The organism is Sulfitobacter sp. SBS6 (genome assembly GCF_048285585.1).
GTDB classification, from domain to species: domain Bacteria; phylum Pseudomonadota; class Alphaproteobacteria; order Rhodobacterales; family Rhodobacteraceae; genus Sulfitobacter; species Sulfitobacter pontiacus.
The window spans coordinates 108076-122305 of record NZ_JBLWBA010000008.1; the positions used below are offsets into that span (position 1 = coordinate 108076).

At 62.7% G+C, this 14230-nt stretch carries 13 protein-coding genes; 5 read left to right on the forward strand and 8 right to left on the reverse strand.

Annotated elements, in window-relative coordinates; genetic code table 11:
* Positions 1–10: 10 nt before the first annotated feature.
* Genes ACNQ62_RS14225 through nth form a run of 3 tightly spaced genes read right to left on the reverse strand, consistent with a single transcriptional unit; the run spans position 11 to position 2231 of the window.
* Entirely contained in the window at positions 11–601 is a 591-nt protein-coding gene (locus ACNQ62_RS14225) for a GNAT family N-acetyltransferase (RefSeq protein WP_418095117.1), read from the reverse strand.
* Positions 601–1590, reverse strand: a complete 990-nt coding sequence (locus ACNQ62_RS14230) for an adenosine kinase (protein ID WP_037943043.1) — start codon at positions 1588–1590, stop codon at positions 601–603. The genes ACNQ62_RS14225 and ACNQ62_RS14230 overlap by 1 nt, the downstream gene beginning before the upstream one ends.
* On the reverse strand, positions 1587–2231 hold the full coding sequence (gene nth / locus ACNQ62_RS14235) for an endonuclease III (RefSeq protein ID WP_005851129.1): 645 nt from the start codon (positions 2229–2231) through the stop codon (positions 1587–1589). The genes ACNQ62_RS14230 and nth overlap by 4 nt, the downstream gene beginning before the upstream one ends.
* A gap of 140 nt (positions 2232–2371) precedes the next feature.
* Here nth and ACNQ62_RS14240 point away from each other — a divergent pair, with 140 nt between their 5' ends.
* Both ACNQ62_RS14240 and ACNQ62_RS14245 read left to right on the forward strand, forming a co-directional pair.
* Positions 2372–3265 (forward strand): methylated-DNA--[protein]-cysteine S-methyltransferase, encoded by an 894-nt coding sequence (locus tag ACNQ62_RS14240; protein ID WP_418095118.1) that lies wholly within the window; start codon positions 2372–2374, stop codon positions 3263–3265.
* Between the two features lie 126 nt (positions 3266–3391).
* The gene (locus ACNQ62_RS14245) at positions 3392–4060 is read left to right on the forward strand and encodes an OmpA family protein (RefSeq protein ID WP_418095119.1); all 669 of its coding nucleotides are present in this window, start codon (positions 3392–3394) and stop codon (positions 4058–4060) included.
* A 94-nt stretch (positions 4061–4154) separates the two neighbouring features.
* On the opposite strand, the gene ACNQ62_RS14250 is transcribed toward ACNQ62_RS14245, so the two are convergent.
* Positions 4155–5186, reverse strand: coding sequence for an NAD(P)/FAD-dependent oxidoreductase (locus tag ACNQ62_RS14250; protein ID WP_418095120.1), 1032 nt, complete (start codon positions 5184–5186; stop codon positions 4155–4157).
* 59 nt (positions 5187–5245) lie between these two features.
* Here ACNQ62_RS14250 and mnmD point away from each other — a divergent pair, with 59 nt between their 5' ends.
* Both mnmD and ACNQ62_RS14260 read left to right on the forward strand, forming a co-directional pair.
* Positions 5246–5917: a tRNA (5-methylaminomethyl-2-thiouridine)(34)-methyltransferase MnmD gene (gene mnmD / locus ACNQ62_RS14255; protein WP_418095121.1), complete on the forward strand. Its 672-nt coding sequence runs from the start codon at positions 5246–5248 to the stop codon at positions 5915–5917.
* Positions 5914–6822 carry a DMT family transporter gene (locus ACNQ62_RS14260; protein WP_051577598.1) on the forward strand — a complete coding sequence of 303 codons (909 nt, stop codon included), beginning with the start codon at positions 5914–5916 and terminating at the stop codon, positions 6820–6822. The genes mnmD and ACNQ62_RS14260 overlap by 4 nt, the downstream gene beginning before the upstream one ends.
* On the opposite strand, the gene ACNQ62_RS14265 is transcribed toward ACNQ62_RS14260, so the two are convergent.
* The gene (locus ACNQ62_RS14265) at positions 6778–8751 is read right to left on the reverse strand and encodes a lytic transglycosylase domain-containing protein (RefSeq protein ID WP_418095122.1); all 1974 of its coding nucleotides are present in this window, start codon (positions 8749–8751) and stop codon (positions 6778–6780) included. The two genes, ACNQ62_RS14260 and ACNQ62_RS14265, sit on opposite strands and share 45 nt — an antisense overlap.
* Before the next feature lie 119 nt (positions 8752–8870).
* Between ACNQ62_RS14265 and dapA the strand changes: the two genes are divergently transcribed.
* A complete protein-coding gene (dapA, locus tag ACNQ62_RS14270) occupies positions 8871–9746 on the forward strand; it encodes a 4-hydroxy-tetrahydrodipicolinate synthase (RefSeq protein WP_009825897.1) in 876 nt (291 codons plus the stop codon).
* A 148-nt stretch (positions 9747–9894) separates the two neighbouring features.
* Here the strand turns inward: dapA and ACNQ62_RS14275 are convergent, their stop codons facing one another.
* The 3 genes from ACNQ62_RS14275 to ACNQ62_RS14285 form a co-directional block, all read right to left on the reverse strand.
* On the reverse strand, positions 9895–10152 hold the full coding sequence (locus ACNQ62_RS14275; RefSeq protein ID WP_037944890.1) for a glycine zipper 2TM domain-containing protein: 258 nt from the start codon (positions 10150–10152) through the stop codon (positions 9895–9897).
* Positions 10153–10248: 96 nt separating this feature from the next.
* Positions 10249–11646, reverse strand: a complete 1398-nt coding sequence (locus ACNQ62_RS14280; RefSeq protein ID WP_418095123.1) for an aspartate aminotransferase family protein — start codon at positions 11644–11646, stop codon at positions 10249–10251.
* A 272-nt stretch (positions 11647–11918) separates the two neighbouring features.
* Positions 11919–14114 carry a DEAD/DEAH box helicase gene (locus tag ACNQ62_RS14285; protein ID WP_005851151.1) on the reverse strand — a complete coding sequence of 732 codons (2196 nt, stop codon included), beginning with the start codon at positions 14112–14114 and terminating at the stop codon, positions 11919–11921.
* Between the last annotated feature and the right edge of the window lie 116 nt (positions 14115–14230).

The window sequence follows — 14230 nt, forward strand, 5'->3', positions numbered from 1 at the left end:
CACGGGGGCGCTAGCCGATGGTCGGCACATGCGCCCCTGCGTCCTTGTCCAGCAGATCGATCAGCCGCGGATCATCCGCGACCTCGACCTGCCGCTTGAACGGGGTAAACCCGCTGCGGATGTAAAAGGACAGTGCCTGCGGACTGTCGAGCGTGCAGGTATGTAGATGAAACCGCGAGATCGGCCGTGCCCAAGCCGTGCGGATCGCGTGGTTCATCAGGTAGCGCCCGGCACCCGATCCGATCAGCGCGGGCGTCAGTCCGAAATAGGCCAGCTCGCACGTGCCATCAGCCGTGAACTTGAGCTCGAGCAGCGCCTCGTCGCGACCGTCCTTGGTCAGCGTGAAAAACTGCGTGTCCGCATCCGACAACAGCGCCTGCAATTCGGCGTCGGTCTTTGTGAGCCGTCCGAACCACAGCCAATCCTGTCCGACCCGCCGAAAGATATTACGGTACCAGTCCAGTGTCGGGGTCAATGCGCGCAGGGCCACGCCCTCGGGGGCGGGGACATCCCGCAGGGGGGCGGCCTCGCGCATCTCAAGATGTGTGACAACCATCGCCAGTTTGCCAAGCGGTACGTCGTGATATCCGTCGGTCAGCATCAGACCAGCCCTTTTTCCTTGAACAGCTCCATCATCGAGGTCTGCGGGCGCGGGCCAATGTGGCTGATCACCTCGGCTGCGCAGATGTTGCCCATCTTGCCGCATGTCTCGAGGTCGCGACCCGTGGCCATGCCATAGAGGAACCCCGCCGCGAATTGATCGCCGGCACCTGTGGCATCCACGGGGGTCACCTTGGTCACCGGTACGTCGACACGTTCGCCCTTGCGGATCAGCGTCACGCCGTCGCCGGACCGGGTGCAGACGACCGTGTCACAGATCGCCGCCGTGCGGGTCAGCGCGTCTTCCAGATCGTCGGTTTCCCACAAGGCGCGGATCTCGGCCTCGTTGCCGATCACATAGCCTAGATCGTTTTCGATCAGCGCGAGGAAGTCATCCCGGTGGCGTTCCACGCAGAAGGGGTCGGAAATCGCGATCCCCGCCATGCCACCGCCCGCCGTCGCCGCGCGCGCCGCTTCGCGGAAGGCGGTTTTGCCGGCGTCGTGGTCAAAAAGGTAGCCTTCGAGGAACATCAGCTTGGCGCTGGAGGCCACCGCCTGCGGAACGTCGTCCGAGGTAAGCCCCGTGGAGATCCCAAGATAGGTGTTCAAAGAGCGTTCCCCATCCGGGGTCACAAAGATCATGCAGCGCGAGGTCGGGTTCTCGCCCCCGGTCACAGGCGCGTTGACAAAATCAATGCCGATGTCTGTCATCGCCTTGGCATAGAACTGCCCCAGATCATCGTCATTCACCCGCCCGATAAAGGCCGTGGGCAAGCCAAGCGCGCCGATGCCCGCAATGGTATTGGCGACCGACCCGCCGGGGGTCTGCAGACGGTCTTGCATTGTCGCATACAGGTTTTCGGCGCGGTCACGCTCGATCAGCTGCATAATGCCTTTTTCGATGCCGTTATCTTGCAGAAACGCGTCATCCGCATGCGAGATCACATCGACAACAGCGTTGCCGATGCCAACCACTTCGTATTGGGTCATTCGGTTTTTTCCTCATAGGGGCAAAGGTCACGGATGATGCAGGTTCTGCATAGGGGTTTGCGTGCTTTGCAATGGTATCGCCCGTGCAGGATCATCCAGTGGTGGGCATGGTGTTGGAAATCGACGGGGATATTATCCTCGATCGCGCGTTCTACGGCATCGACGGTTTTGCCGGGGGCGATGCGTGTGCGATTGCCGACGCGAAAGATATGCGTGTCCACCGCCTGCGCCGGATAATGCCACCACATATTCAGCACAACATTCGCGGTCTTGCGGCCCACGCCGGGCAACGATTGCAGCGCCGCGCGGCTGTTGGGTACGACCCCGTCATAGTCATCCACCAGAATCTGGCTCAGCTTCATCACGTTCTTGGCCTTCTGGCGGAACAGGCCGATCGTCTTGATATGTTCGGTCAGCCCTTCCAGCCCGAGGTCCAGCATCTGCTGCGGGTGCTCGACAATCTCGAACAGGGATTTGGTGGCCTTGTTCACCCCCGCATCCGTGGCCTGCGCGCTCAGCGCGACAGCGACCAGCAACGTATAGACGTTGGTGTGATCCAGCTCGCCTTTCGGTTCCGCCTCGGCGTCCTGAAAGCGGGTGAAAATCTCGCGGATCGTGTGATAATCAAGGGTTTTGGCCATGCGCCAAGGGTATGCGTGGTTTCGCCTCTCAGGGCAAGCCGCGCGCGGCGGATTTTACGGGCGTCGCTGCGGCAGGGGGCTGGGTCATTTGGCGCATGTTTCGGGTCGCGCGGGGGCGGGGCCTGCCGTAGTCTGCCCCTATGACACATGCACAGCACACGCCCCAAACCACCGCCCCCGAAGATGCCGCCACCGCAGACGGCAGCGCCTATCACTACGGTGTGATGCGGCGGGCGATTGATCTGATTGATGCCGCCGCCGACCCGCTGGCGCTGGATCAGATCGCGGGCGAAATGGGGATGAGCCCGGCGCATTTCCAGCGGCTCTTCTCGCAGTGGGTGGGGGTGTCGCCGAAACGCTATCAGCAATACCTGATGCTGGATCACGCCAAGTCGTTGCTGCGCGACCGCTTTACCACGCTCGACACGGCGCACGAGCTGGGGCTGTCCGGCTCTGGCCGTCTGCACGACATGTTCCTGCGGTGGGAAGCCATGAGCCCCGGTGATTTCGCCCGCAAGGGGGAGGGGCTTGTGATCTCGTGGGGGTGGTTCGACAGCCCCTTTGGCCCGGCACTGGTTATGGGTACGCCACGGGGGATCTGCGGGCTGGCTTTCTCGGCCGAGATGGGCACCGATGCCGCGATGGAGGATTTGTGCCGTCGCTGGCCGGGGGCGACATTCCGCGAGGATCCGGCGGTGCTGCGCGACTGGGTGCAGATTGCCTTTGGCCTACAGGGAGACGGGACCGACAAAGCCCCGATGTATCTGATCGGCGCGCCCTTCCAGATCAAAGTATGGGAGGCTTTGCTGGCGATCCCGTCGGGTCATGTGACCACCTATTCCGAAATCGCCCAGACCATCGGCACGCCCAAAGCGGTCCGCGCCGTGGGCACGGCGGTGGGGCGTAACCCGATCAGCTGGTTGATCCCCTGCCATCGCGCCTTGCGCAAATCCGGTGGGCTAGGGGGCTATCACTGGGGGCTGCCGGTCAAACGCGCCATGCTGGCCTTTGAATCCGCCCGCGTCGACGCGTGAGGTCATCGGCGGGTTGCTGCCTATGGGTTTGAAGCTGCCGGTTCAACGGGAACAAAGGCTGGTGTAAAGCGTTATGTGACGATTGCCTCGCCCGAACGGGGCCACAACTTAAAGGCAGAATAAGATATGACACTTTCGAAAACCTCCATTGCTGTAGCTCTGACAAGCGTTCTGGCGCTGGCTGCTTGTGAACCCGGTCCGATTGGCGGCAACCCCAACGACCCGAACGCCAACACACGTAACGGTGCGCTGATCGGTGCAGGTACCGGTGCTGTGATCGGTGCGCTGTCCAAAGGCGACGGCAACCGTGCGCAAGGTGCCTTGGCCGGTGCGGTCGCTGGCGGTGCATTGGGTGCTGGCTATGGCTATTCGCTGGACAAGCAAGAGGCCGACCTGCGCCGTCAGCTGGATTCCGACGTGATCATCACCAACACAGGTGACCGCCTGATCGTGACCCTGCCGCAGGACATCCTGTTCGCGACAGACAGCACGCAGGTTCAGGCCGGTATGCAAAACGATCTGGCCGCACTGGCGCGGAACGTGAACGTCTACAGCAACTCCACGCTGCAAATCGTCGGTCACACCGATAGCGATGGCGAAGCGTCTTATAACCAGCAGCTGTCCGAAGGCCGTGCGCGCGCCGTTGCGAATGTGCTGGTGTCGAACGGCGTTCCCGGTAACCGCATCCAATCCGTGGGCCGTGGCGAAAGCCAGCCGGTGGCAAGCAACCTGAACGCAGCGGGCAAAGCGCAAAACCGCCGCGTTGAAATCGTGATCCTGCCAAACGCTGCCTAAACCTTGGCGACATGAACGTGAAAGGGCCTCGGCATCTGCCGGGGCCCTTTTGCGTTTAAGAGGTGCCTTAGTGGGCTGCCGGGCCGCCGCGGCGCTAGAGGTTGTCTTCGACGCGGAACCCATCAGGGATGGTATCGCGCCCGTCCAGCATCAAGTCGGCCATGACCTCGGCCACTTTGGGGGCCATGCCGAACCCGATCTTGAACCCGCCATTGGCCACGAACTGCCCCGGAGCGTCGGGCAAGGCCCCCAGCATCGGGGCACGGCTGCGGCTGCGCGGGCGCACGCCGGCCCAGCGGGTGATCACCGGCGCATCACGCAACACGGGCACTGCAGCGCGTGCGGCGGCGATCACGTCATCAAGCTGCGCGTCCGTCTCGGTGGGCGAGGTATACGCGCGCTCTGTCGTTGATCCGATGGCGGTGGTGCCGTCGCTATGCGGGATGATATGCACACCGCCCGCAAAAAGCTGTGGCAAGCCGCGCGCGTCATAGTCCAGCAGCGCGGCCTGCCCCTTGACGCCTGCGCCGACCAGACGGCTGTGATTGGCAGTCATATGCGCCAGCCCCGCGACGCCCGTCGCCCACAGAACCTGTCCGCGATCTTCGCCTTCCGCCTGCACCGTCACGCCTTTGGCCGCCAGTGCCCGCACCAGCGCGTCGCAGGCGTGGCGGGGGTGGATCAGACCGCTTAGCGTGTCGTGGATCAGCCAGCCGGTGGGGCTGTCGGGCTGCCACGGCGTGTCACTCGCGCGGATCACGGACCATGTGGCCTGACCCTGCCACAGCGCCTTGGCGGTTTCGGCCCGCTGCTGTGCCAGTGCCAATGCCGCGTCATCGGCCACGGGTTGCAGGCGCCCCTTGCGGGCATAGCCCGCGTTCCCGCCGCCCGCCTGTTCAACCGCTTGCCAGAACCCTTCGGCCATCAGCAGGCTGTCGCGTTGAAAGGCTTTCTTGGCGTTCCAGTTTTCAGGCACATGTGGGGCCAGCGCGCCGACGATACCGCCGCTGCTGCCTGCGGCGGGGCCATTCGAGTCGATCACTTGCACCGTCGCGCTGCGTTGCACGCAGGCCCATGCCACCGATAGCCCGAATATCCCCGCGCCGCGTATCGTGATTTCGGCCATTGCCAATCCTTGCCCTTTTTGCGCAGTGTTCGGCAACGCCCATAGCACAAGGCCATCCCATGGAGAACCAGACAGCTGATATCGAATGGAAAGACAGCGGTGTGCCCGTGTCCTCCAAGTTCGACGACCCGTACTTCAGTCTCGACAACGGGGTAGAGGAAACGCAGCATGTCTTTATCGACGGGAATGACCTGACCAACCGCTTCCGCGACGGGTTCCGCATCGGAGAGTTGGGGTTCGGCACGGGGCTGAACTTTCTTGTGGCCTGGGACGCGTGGGCGCGGCATGGCGCGAAAGGCTCGCTGCATTTCACCTCCTTCGAAGCCTTCCCGATGTCGTCCGAGGATATGGCCCAAGCGCATCGGTCCTTTCCTGCCTTCGACGGCAAGCGCGACGCGCTGCTGGACGCCTGGTCGCCCGAAGGTGGAGAGATGCGCTTTGGCGATGTGGTGCTGACCGTGGTGATCGGCGATGCGCGACGTGCGGTGCCCGCGTGGGACGGGCTGGCGGATGCGTGGTTTCTTGACGGGTTTTCCCCCGCCAAAAACCCCGAGCTGTGGGAGCCGGAGCTGCTGCACGATGTAGCACGCCACACGGCACCGTTTGGCACGGCCGCGACCTATACCGCCGCTGGCGCGGTCCGTCGCGCGCTGGAAAGCGCGGGCTTCGCGGTCGAGCGCACGACCGGCTATGGACGCAAGCGGCACATGACGCGGGCTGTGCGCGTATGAGCATGGCCACCAACCGCGCGGCGGCTGCGGCGCAGTCGAACAATATCCCGCTTGGCATCACCTTGATGGTGATCACGACCTTTGTGTTTGCGGTGCAGGACGGGCTGTCGCGGCATCTGGCCTCTGAATACAACGTGATGATGGTGGTGATGATCCGCTACTGGTTCTTCGCGGCCTTTGTGATCGCGCTGGCCAAGCGCCATGCGGGCGGGTTGCGGGCGGCGGCGCGGACGAGCCAGCCGGTGCTCCAGATATTCCGCGGGCTACTGCTGGCGGCCGAGATTTGCGTGATGATCGTCGCCTTCACGATCCTTGGCCTTGTGGAAAGCCATGCGGTCTTTACCTGTTATCCGCTGCTGGTTGCCGCCCTGTCCGGCCCTGTCCTGGGGGAGAGCGTCGGCTGGCGCAGGTGGGCGGCGATCGGGGTCGGCTTTATCGGGGTGTTGATCATTCTACAGCCGGGGATGAGCGTCTTTGACCCCGCCGCCGTGATCCCGCTGGTGGCAGCCGCGATGTTCGCGGTCTACGGGCTGCTGACCCGCTATGTCGGGCGCAAGGACAAGACCGCCACCAGCTTTTTCTGGACCGGCGTCACGGGGTCAGTGGCGATGACAGCCACGGGGCTGTGGTATTGGGAGCCGATGATTGCCAGCGACTGGCTGATCATGGGGTGCCTGTGCATCACCGGTGTCACGGGTCACTGGCTGTTGATCCGCTGCTACGAAGTGGCCGAGGCGAGCGCGGTGCAGCCCTTTGCCTATTTGCAACTGGTCTTTGCCGCGATCATCGGCATCAGCGCCTTTGGCGAAACCGTGCGCCCCAATGTCGCCATCGGGGCGGCGCTGATCGTCGCGGCGGGGCTATTCACCTTTTGGCGCGAACGGCAAAAGGGTCGTGCCCGTTAGTTCCTCGGTAAAAGGTTGGGGCAGGGGATCTTTGCCCATGCGCGCGCGGTAAACGGGCAGGCTTTCGGTCACCCGCATCACATAGTTCTGCGTCTCGCGGAAAGGGATCATCTCTATCCAGTCGACGATATCGATGTCGCCCTCGCGCGGGTCGCCGTAGGTGTCCATCCAGCGCGTCGGACGCGAGGGGCCCGCGTTATAGGCGGCCGAGACCATGACCACATTCCCGTTAAACCGGCCCGCCATCTGCGACAGGTATTCGGACCCCAGCAAAGCATTGTATTCCGGGTCGGCGGTCAGCCGGTCGGTGGTGTGCAGCGCGCTGATCTCCAGATCGCGCGCGACATCCTTGGCCGTGGCGGGCATCAGCTGCATCAGACCGCGCGCGCCCACATGGCTTTGGACCACGGGATCGAATTCGCTTTCGCGGCGGGCGATGGCCAACACCATCTCGGGGGCCATGTTCAGGTCCAGTTTGATCGCATCATGCAGCGCGTAATAGGGGCCGGCGATGGTTATGCCCCGTTGCGCCACACGTTTGCCGATCATCACGGCCAGATGCGGCTGGCCCACGTCAATCGCGGCCTGTCCCAGAAGGGCAGCGTCTTCGGTGATCAACTGCTCTGCCAGATGGGTCCAGAACCGTTCGGCGGTCGACAGCTCGCCCGAGGCTTGCAGCAGCAGCCCCGCCTGAAACAGCGGCGCCTGTGCCAGCGCCGATGTGCGCCAGTCCTGTTCAGGGGGCGCGCCCGCAAGGCTTGTGTCGAACGGCAGATTGCCCCGCTCTGCCGCAAGCAGACCGTAGAAAGAGGATTGGAACTTCGCGCCTTGGGCATAGGCTTTGGCCGCGCCCTCGGCGTCGCCCATGGCTTGATACGCGCGGCCCTGCCAATAGCCTGCGCGCCCTTGGCTGATGGGGGATTCTACCGCGCCGTCATGGGCCTGAAAGTGACCAAGCGCCAGCTTGGGATCTTTGAGGAACCGCAGGGCGATATAGCCCGACAGCCATTCAAGGTCCGCGAAATGTGACCCTTCGGACAGGAAGTGTTTCGACGCCATCTGATAGGCCCGCGCCGGATCGCCATTGCGCATTTCGTCCCGCGCCAGCGCGCGGCGGCGGTTGGCCCATGCGGCGGGCTGACCAAGGGCCGCAGCGCTGACCGATTGCGACAGCATCAGATCCTTGGCGCTGTCGCCGTAGCCTTTGCGGATGCGCCATTCGAAGCGGTCGGCCTGTAGCCCCGGATCACCGGCCTTGCTGGCGGGCAGCGCGTCGATCAGGGCGTTTACGTCGCCGTCCAGATTTTGCAGGGCGATGCGGGTTTCGGCCAGCGCCTTGTCGGCATCGCTGACCAGATCGAACATCTGGCGGGCTTCGGCGTGTTCCCGTTGCCATAGCATCTCGTCCAGACGGGCGGCGTGGTGCGGTTTCAGCAAAGGCCCATGCGCGTCAATGAACTTTGCCTGATCGTTCCCGCTCATGGGCAGGGTACGCCACGCCAGCACCAGCCGCGCCTGTGCCTCGCCCAGACGATCCGCACGCAGCAGCGCTGCGGCATGGGCCAGCACACCCTCGGGCGTCTGCGGGCCCTGACCGGTAAAGAACTCCAGTATCGCCTTGTCACCCTCGCGGATCACGGCCTCTTCGGACTGTCTGCGCAGATAGGCCTCGCCCGGCCAATCAGGGCGGCGGTTAAGGAAATCTGTCACCTCGGCATAAGTGCCACGACCAGCGCGCAGGCGGTGCCATTCGATCACATCTACCGCAACGGCCCCGTCACGGCGCGCAATCAGGGCGGCATTATCCCAGCTGCCCGCGCGCATGGCGTCCATCGCCCATCCCAGCGGACGCGGCCTTTCGGCATGGGCCGGAAGGGCGAGGGCAAAAACCATCGTCAGCGTCGCCAAGGCGCGTCTCATCACTTGCATTTCCTACTGGTCAAAGGCTACAGCCTTGCAACATACGGCGCGGCGCGGGGGTTTCAACTCAACTTGCCGCTATCAGCAATTGGGCGCTTGCCCAGCAACGCAAGAATAGGAGCGTGCATATGCTACAAGGTTCACTACCTGCACTCGTCACGCCGTTCACGGACGGCGCGCTGGATTTGGCCACGCTCAAGAAGCTGGTGGAATGGCACATCGCGGAAGGATCGAACGGGCTGGTGCCTGTCGGGACCACCGGTGAATCGCCCACCCTGACCCATGCCGAGCATGAAACCGTTGTCGCCGAAGTCGTCAAAGCCGCCGCGGGTCGTATCCCCGTCGTTGCAGGTGCCGGTTCGAACAACACGACCGAAAGCATCCGTCTGGCCAAACACGCCGAAAGCGTCGGTGCCGATGCGGTTCTGGTGGTCACGCCCTATTACAACAAGCCGACCCAAGCCGGTCTGATCGCGCATTTCACCGCGATCCACGAGGCCTGCGGTCTGCCGATCATCATCTACAATATCCCTGGCCGTTCGGTCGTTGATATGCTGCCCGAAACCATGGCGGAGCTGGCCAAGCTGCCGCGTATCATCGGTGTCAAGGATGCCACCGGCGATCTGGCGCGGGTCTGTGACCAGCGGATGCTGTGCGGGCCGGATTTTGTCCAGCTCTCGGGCGAGGACGCCACAGCGCACGGGTTCAACGCCCAAGGCGGCGTGGGCTGTATCTCTGTTACCGCGAATGTCGCGCCCAAGCTGCTAAGCCAGATGCAAGCGTTCTGCCTTGCGGGGGACTATGCGTCGGCGCTGGAAATCCAGGACAAGCTGATGCCGCTGCACAACGCGATCTTCACCGAGCCGGGCCTGGTGGGGGTGAAATACGCGATGGCGCGTCTGGGGTTGTGCTCGGACGAGGTGCGCCTGCCGCTGGTGCCGCTGACCGATGCCACCAAAGCGCTCGTGGATCACGGGTTGAAGCACGCGGGTCTGCTTGACTGATCGCGCGGTAAAATCACGGTTAAGACGGGGCGGCATCTAGCCGCCCTTTTTTGTGCGCAAGACGCAGCCAATCGGTCAGCGCATAAAAAAGGCCCCGGCGAAACGCCGAGGCCTAATGTGAATATCTGCCTTCGGGAGCAGAAAACGCTTATGGGCAAGCAGCCGTGTAACGCTGACCTGCGGAGTTCTGGTAGACACACTGGCCGTTTTTGCCGCGGCCCAGGTATGCACCTGCAGCAGCGCCAGCCAAGCCACCCAGAACGGCGCCTTTGGTTTTGTCATCGTCGCCCGAGACGACAGCACCCAGAGCCGCACCAGCAGCAGCGCCGGTTACAGAAGATTGCGTCTGCGTTTCGCAAGCGGCGAGTGCGCCAACCATAGGCAGGACCAAAAGTAGCTTTTTCATGATATACTCCATACTAGCTTCAGTACTTAACGCTATGTGACGGGTTTGGTTCCAGTAAGATTATTTTGATCGGCAACAAAGTGCCGGAGCGGCAGCCTATTTGCTGCCGAACACCCGACCCATTGCCCCATCCACAGCCGCGATGATCTGATCAATATCGTCCTTCTTCGCGATCAATGCAGGGCTGAAGCAGAGCGTGTTGTTCTTGCCCGGCACCGACCGGTTGGTCGCCCCGATGATCACGCCCTGCGCCATGCAGTCTGCGACGACCGCCTGAATCTGCGCTTCGACAACGGGAACGCGGGTGCTGCGGTCTTGGACCAGCTCTGCGCCAAGGAACAAACCCTTGCCGCGCACCTGACCGATCACGTCATATTTGTCCGACAGCTCTTCAAGCTCTTCGAGCATGTATTGCCCCATGTCGCGGGTGTTTTGCAGCAGGTTTTCGCGTTCGATAATCGCCATGTTTTCAATCGCGGCGGTGGGGCCCGCGGTGCAGCCCCCGAAGGTAGAGATATCGCGGAAGTAGTTCAGCGGGTCGCTGGCGTCGTCCTTGAACAGGTTAAAGACCTCTTCCGTCGTCACAAGACAGGCAATCGCCGCATAGCCCGAGGCCACACCCTTTGCCATCGTAACCATATCGGGCTGGACGCCGAAATGCTGGTAGCCGAACCATTCGCCGGTGCGCCCGATGCCGCAGACGACTTCGTCGATGTGCAGCAGCACGTCATACTTGCGACAAATCTCTTGCACCCGTTCCCAGTAGCCGTCCGGAGGCGTGATAACACCACCGCCCGCCGTCACGGGTTCAAGACACAGCCCGCCCACGGTGTCGGGCCCTTCGGCGAGGATGATCTTCTCTATCTGATCCGCAGCCCAAATGCCGTAGTTATCCTCTGGCGCGCCGTCTTGCTCGAACTTGCGATACTCCAGACAGTGGGGGACGCGGACGAACCCGTCGGTGAAGGGGCCGTATTGCGCATTGCGTTCTTCCTGACCGCCCGCAGACAGACAAGCGATGGTCGTGCCGTGGTAGTCGCGGTCGCGATACAGGATTTTGTGCTTCTTGCCGCCATAGCGTTTGTGGGCGATCTGGCGGATCATCTTGAAGGCTTTCTCGTTCGCCTCGGAGCCGGAGTTGCAATAGTACAGGCGGCTCATGCCCGGCATCTTGTCGATCAGCTTTTCCGCAAAATGCGACCCCGGAATAGACCCGGCAGACCCCGCAAAATAGTTCAGCTTGATCAGCTGGTCGCGCACGGCGTTGGCAATGCTTTCACGGCCATAGCCGACGTTGACGGTCCAGACACCACCGGACACCGCGTCCAGATGCTCTTTGCCCTTTTGGTCCCAGACACGCATGCCTTTGCCTTCGACAATGATCCGTGGGTCCGTGGTTTCATAGGCTTTGTGCTGGCTGAGGTGGTGCCAGATGTGCGCGCGATCTGCCTCGACCACACGGGAGATATCGTTTTCGCTAAATGTACCATCCATGTGCGTGACCTTTCCGAGGTTGGGATTGGGGGCGGGTGGCAAAGCACCCTGTTTTCAAGGCCCCATCGCAAACGCGCCTCGCGTCTGTTTCGGCCCATGTGCAGTGATTGTTAGGAGCAACTTCCCCCTCTGAAAAGGAAAAACCTGCCACATAGGGGGGCGGGACGGGGAATATAGACGCAAAAAGGGCCGGAATTGATTAAAATCCCGGCCCCTAAGCGATTGATTGATCTGTATTTCCCCGTTTTCAGACCGGGGGTAGGTCTTGCCGCTTATTTCGGGCGAAAGCTCGACTTGCCGCGTTTGGGGGCTGCATCGCCGCCACCGGCTTTGCCCGAGGGTTTGCCGCCCTTGGGTTTCGCGCCCAGTTTGCCCGGTGGGACAAAGCGTTTCGACGGGTCAGCGGCGCGGGCCTTGAACGGTTTATCCGCTGGTTTGCCGTCGCCACGGGGGCGGTCCGCCCCACGATCCGCTGGCTTTTCCTTTTTCCAGACGGCTTTGGCTTTGGGCTTTCCGCCGGGTTTGTCAAAGCTGTCGGGCTTGCCCGCAGATTTGGGTTTAGGCGTGGCACCGGGCTTCATCGGAGACCGTTCGGTCTTGTGCGACTTGGGCGGGCGTTCGCCTTTGGGGGCTTTGGGCTTGTCAAACTTCGGCTTGTCGCCGCGAGGTTTGTCGAACCCTTTGTCGGGGCGCGGGCCGCGAGGTTTGTCGTAGGTAACCGATGCTTCTTCGGTGCTGGCCGCACGTGGTTTGCGCGGTGCACGTGGTGCGTCGGGGTCATAGGGTGCGCGGTCGGGGCGTGGGCCACGATCGGGACGCGGGCCGTTGTCGGAACGGGGGCCGCCACGGTTCGGTTTGGGGCCACGGCCGCCGGGCTTGGGCCCGCGCGACAGATCGGGGGCCTTGTCCAGCTTGGTCACAACCGCGCCGTCTTCGACCTTCATGTCGGGGCCAAGCGCGTTGGTGAATTTATCTGCCGAGGTCGCGAGGATTTCGACAAAGGTATGGCTGGGCTGCACGCGGATCGCGCCCACGTCATCCTTGGTCAGATCGCCCATGCGACAGATCATCGGCAGGATGGTGCGGGGTTCGGCGTCATCATTGCGCCCGATCGAGATCGAGAACCAGACCGACGGGCCAAAGTCGCCACGGGGGCGTTCGTCGGCAGGGGTGCCGGGCTCTGCCAGCTGCTCGGGCGCGGACTGGCGTGCACGGTACAGGTTCACAAAGGCCGTCGCCAGTTGCTCGGCGCTGAACTGTTCGACCAGATTGGCAACAAAGCCCGCTGCATCATCGGGGATCGGGTCAGACCATGCGGAATCGGCCAGCAAACGTTTTTCGTCTTCGGCATTCACTTCTTCGGCAGAGGGCGGGTTGGCCCATTCGACCTTCAGCTTGGCGCCGCCCAGCAGACGGTTTGCCTTGCTGCGCATCTTGGCGGGGACGATCAGCGCGGACACACCCTTGCGACCGGCACGACCGGTACGGCCCGAGCGGTGCAGCAACGTGTCAGAGTTCGACGGCAGATCGGCATGCACCACCAGTTCGAGGTTGGGCAGGTCGATCCCGCGTGCGGCAACATCTGTCGCAATACACACGCGCGCGCGCCCGTCGCGCAGCGCTTGCAGGGCGTTGGTGCGTTCGGATTGCGTCAGCTCGCCCGACAGCGCCACGACTGAAAAGCCGCGGTTGGTAAAGCGGGTGGTCAGGCGTGCGACGGCGGCGCGGGTGTTGCAGAAGACGATGGCGTTTTTCGCCTCGTAAAAGCGCAGCACGTTGATGATCGCGTTTTCAGTGTCGCGTGGGTGCACGTTCAGCGCACGGTATTCGATGTCGGCGTGTTGTTTCTTTTCGCCCACGGTTTCGACGCGCTGCGCATCACGCTGGTAGGATTTCGCCAGCTTGGCGATCGCCGCAGGCACGGTGGCCGAGAACAACAGTGTGCGGCGCTCTTCCGGCGCTTCGGAGAGGATGAATTCCAGCTCTTCGCGGAAACCCAGATCAAGCATCTCGTCCGCTTCATCCAGCACCACGGCACGAATGTCGGACAGGTTGATATTGTTGCGTTTGATGTGGTCGCACAGGCGGCCCGGTGTCGCGACGACGATATGGGCACCACGGTCCAGCGCCCGGCGTTCGGTGCGTGTGTCCATGCCGCCAACGCAGGTGGTCACGACCGCACCGGCCTTGCCATAAAGCCACGTCAGCTCGCGGCTGACCTGCATGGCCAATTCGCGCGTCGGTGCGATGATCAGCGCCAGGGGCGCGCCGGCGTGTCCGAATTTTTCATCATCGCCCAAAAGGGTCGGTGCGATGGCCAGACCAAAGGCCACTGTCTTGCCGGACCCCGTTTGGGCGGACACCAGAAGGTCGGCTTCGACCAGATCTGGGTTGGTAACCGCCTCTTGGACGGGGGTAAGCGAATCATAGCCTTGGGTGGCAAGCGCGTCTGCGATGGTTTGGATCAAGGGATTGTCCTGTCTGAGAAAATGTCGCGCTACAAATACGCGCGTCGCGGCAAAAGCGGATACGCCAGCCACGTGTTGCGCCCGTCCCTAGTCGGTTGTGACGCAAATGTACATCT

Bases quoted from the DNA above. Each gene is read 5' to 3' on its own strand.
- ACNQ62_RS14260 (WP_051577598.1), top strand. From the start codon at position 5,914: ATGAGCATGGCCACCAACCGCGCGGCGGCTGCGGCGCAGTCGAACAAT.
- ACNQ62_RS14230 (WP_037943043.1), bottom strand. From the start codon at position 1,590: ATGACCCAATACGAAGTGGTTGGCATCGGCAACGCTGTTGTCGATGTG.
- ACNQ62_RS14280 (WP_418095123.1), bottom strand. From the start codon at position 11,646: ATGGATGGTACATTTAGCGAAAACGATATCTCCCGTGTGGTCGAGGCA.
- mnmD (WP_418095121.1), top strand. From the start codon at position 5,246: ATGGAGAACCAGACAGCTGATATCGAATGGAAAGACAGCGGTGTGCCC.
- ACNQ62_RS14265 (WP_418095122.1), bottom strand. From the start codon at position 8,751: ATGCAAGTGATGAGACGCGCCTTGGCGACGCTGACGATGGTTTTTGCC.
- ACNQ62_RS14250 (WP_418095120.1), bottom strand. From the start codon at position 5,186: ATGGCCGAAATCACGATACGCGGCGCGGGGATATTCGGGCTATCGGTG.
- ACNQ62_RS14240 (WP_418095118.1), top strand. From the start codon at position 2,372: ATGACACATGCACAGCACACGCCCCAAACCACCGCCCCCGAAGATGCC.
- ACNQ62_RS14275 (WP_037944890.1), bottom strand. From the start codon at position 10,152: ATGAAAAAGCTACTTTTGGTCCTGCCTATGGTTGGCGCACTCGCCGCT.
- dapA (WP_009825897.1), top strand. From the start codon at position 8,871: ATGCTACAAGGTTCACTACCTGCACTCGTCACGCCGTTCACGGACGGC.
- ACNQ62_RS14225 (WP_418095117.1), bottom strand. From the start codon at position 601: ATGCTGACCGACGGATATCACGACGTACCGCTTGGCAAACTGGCGATG.
- ACNQ62_RS14245 (WP_418095119.1), top strand. From the start codon at position 3,392: ATGACACTTTCGAAAACCTCCATTGCTGTAGCTCTGACAAGCGTTCTG.
- nth (WP_005851129.1), bottom strand. From the start codon at position 2,231: ATGGCCAAAACCCTTGATTATCACACGATCCGCGAGATTTTCACCCGC.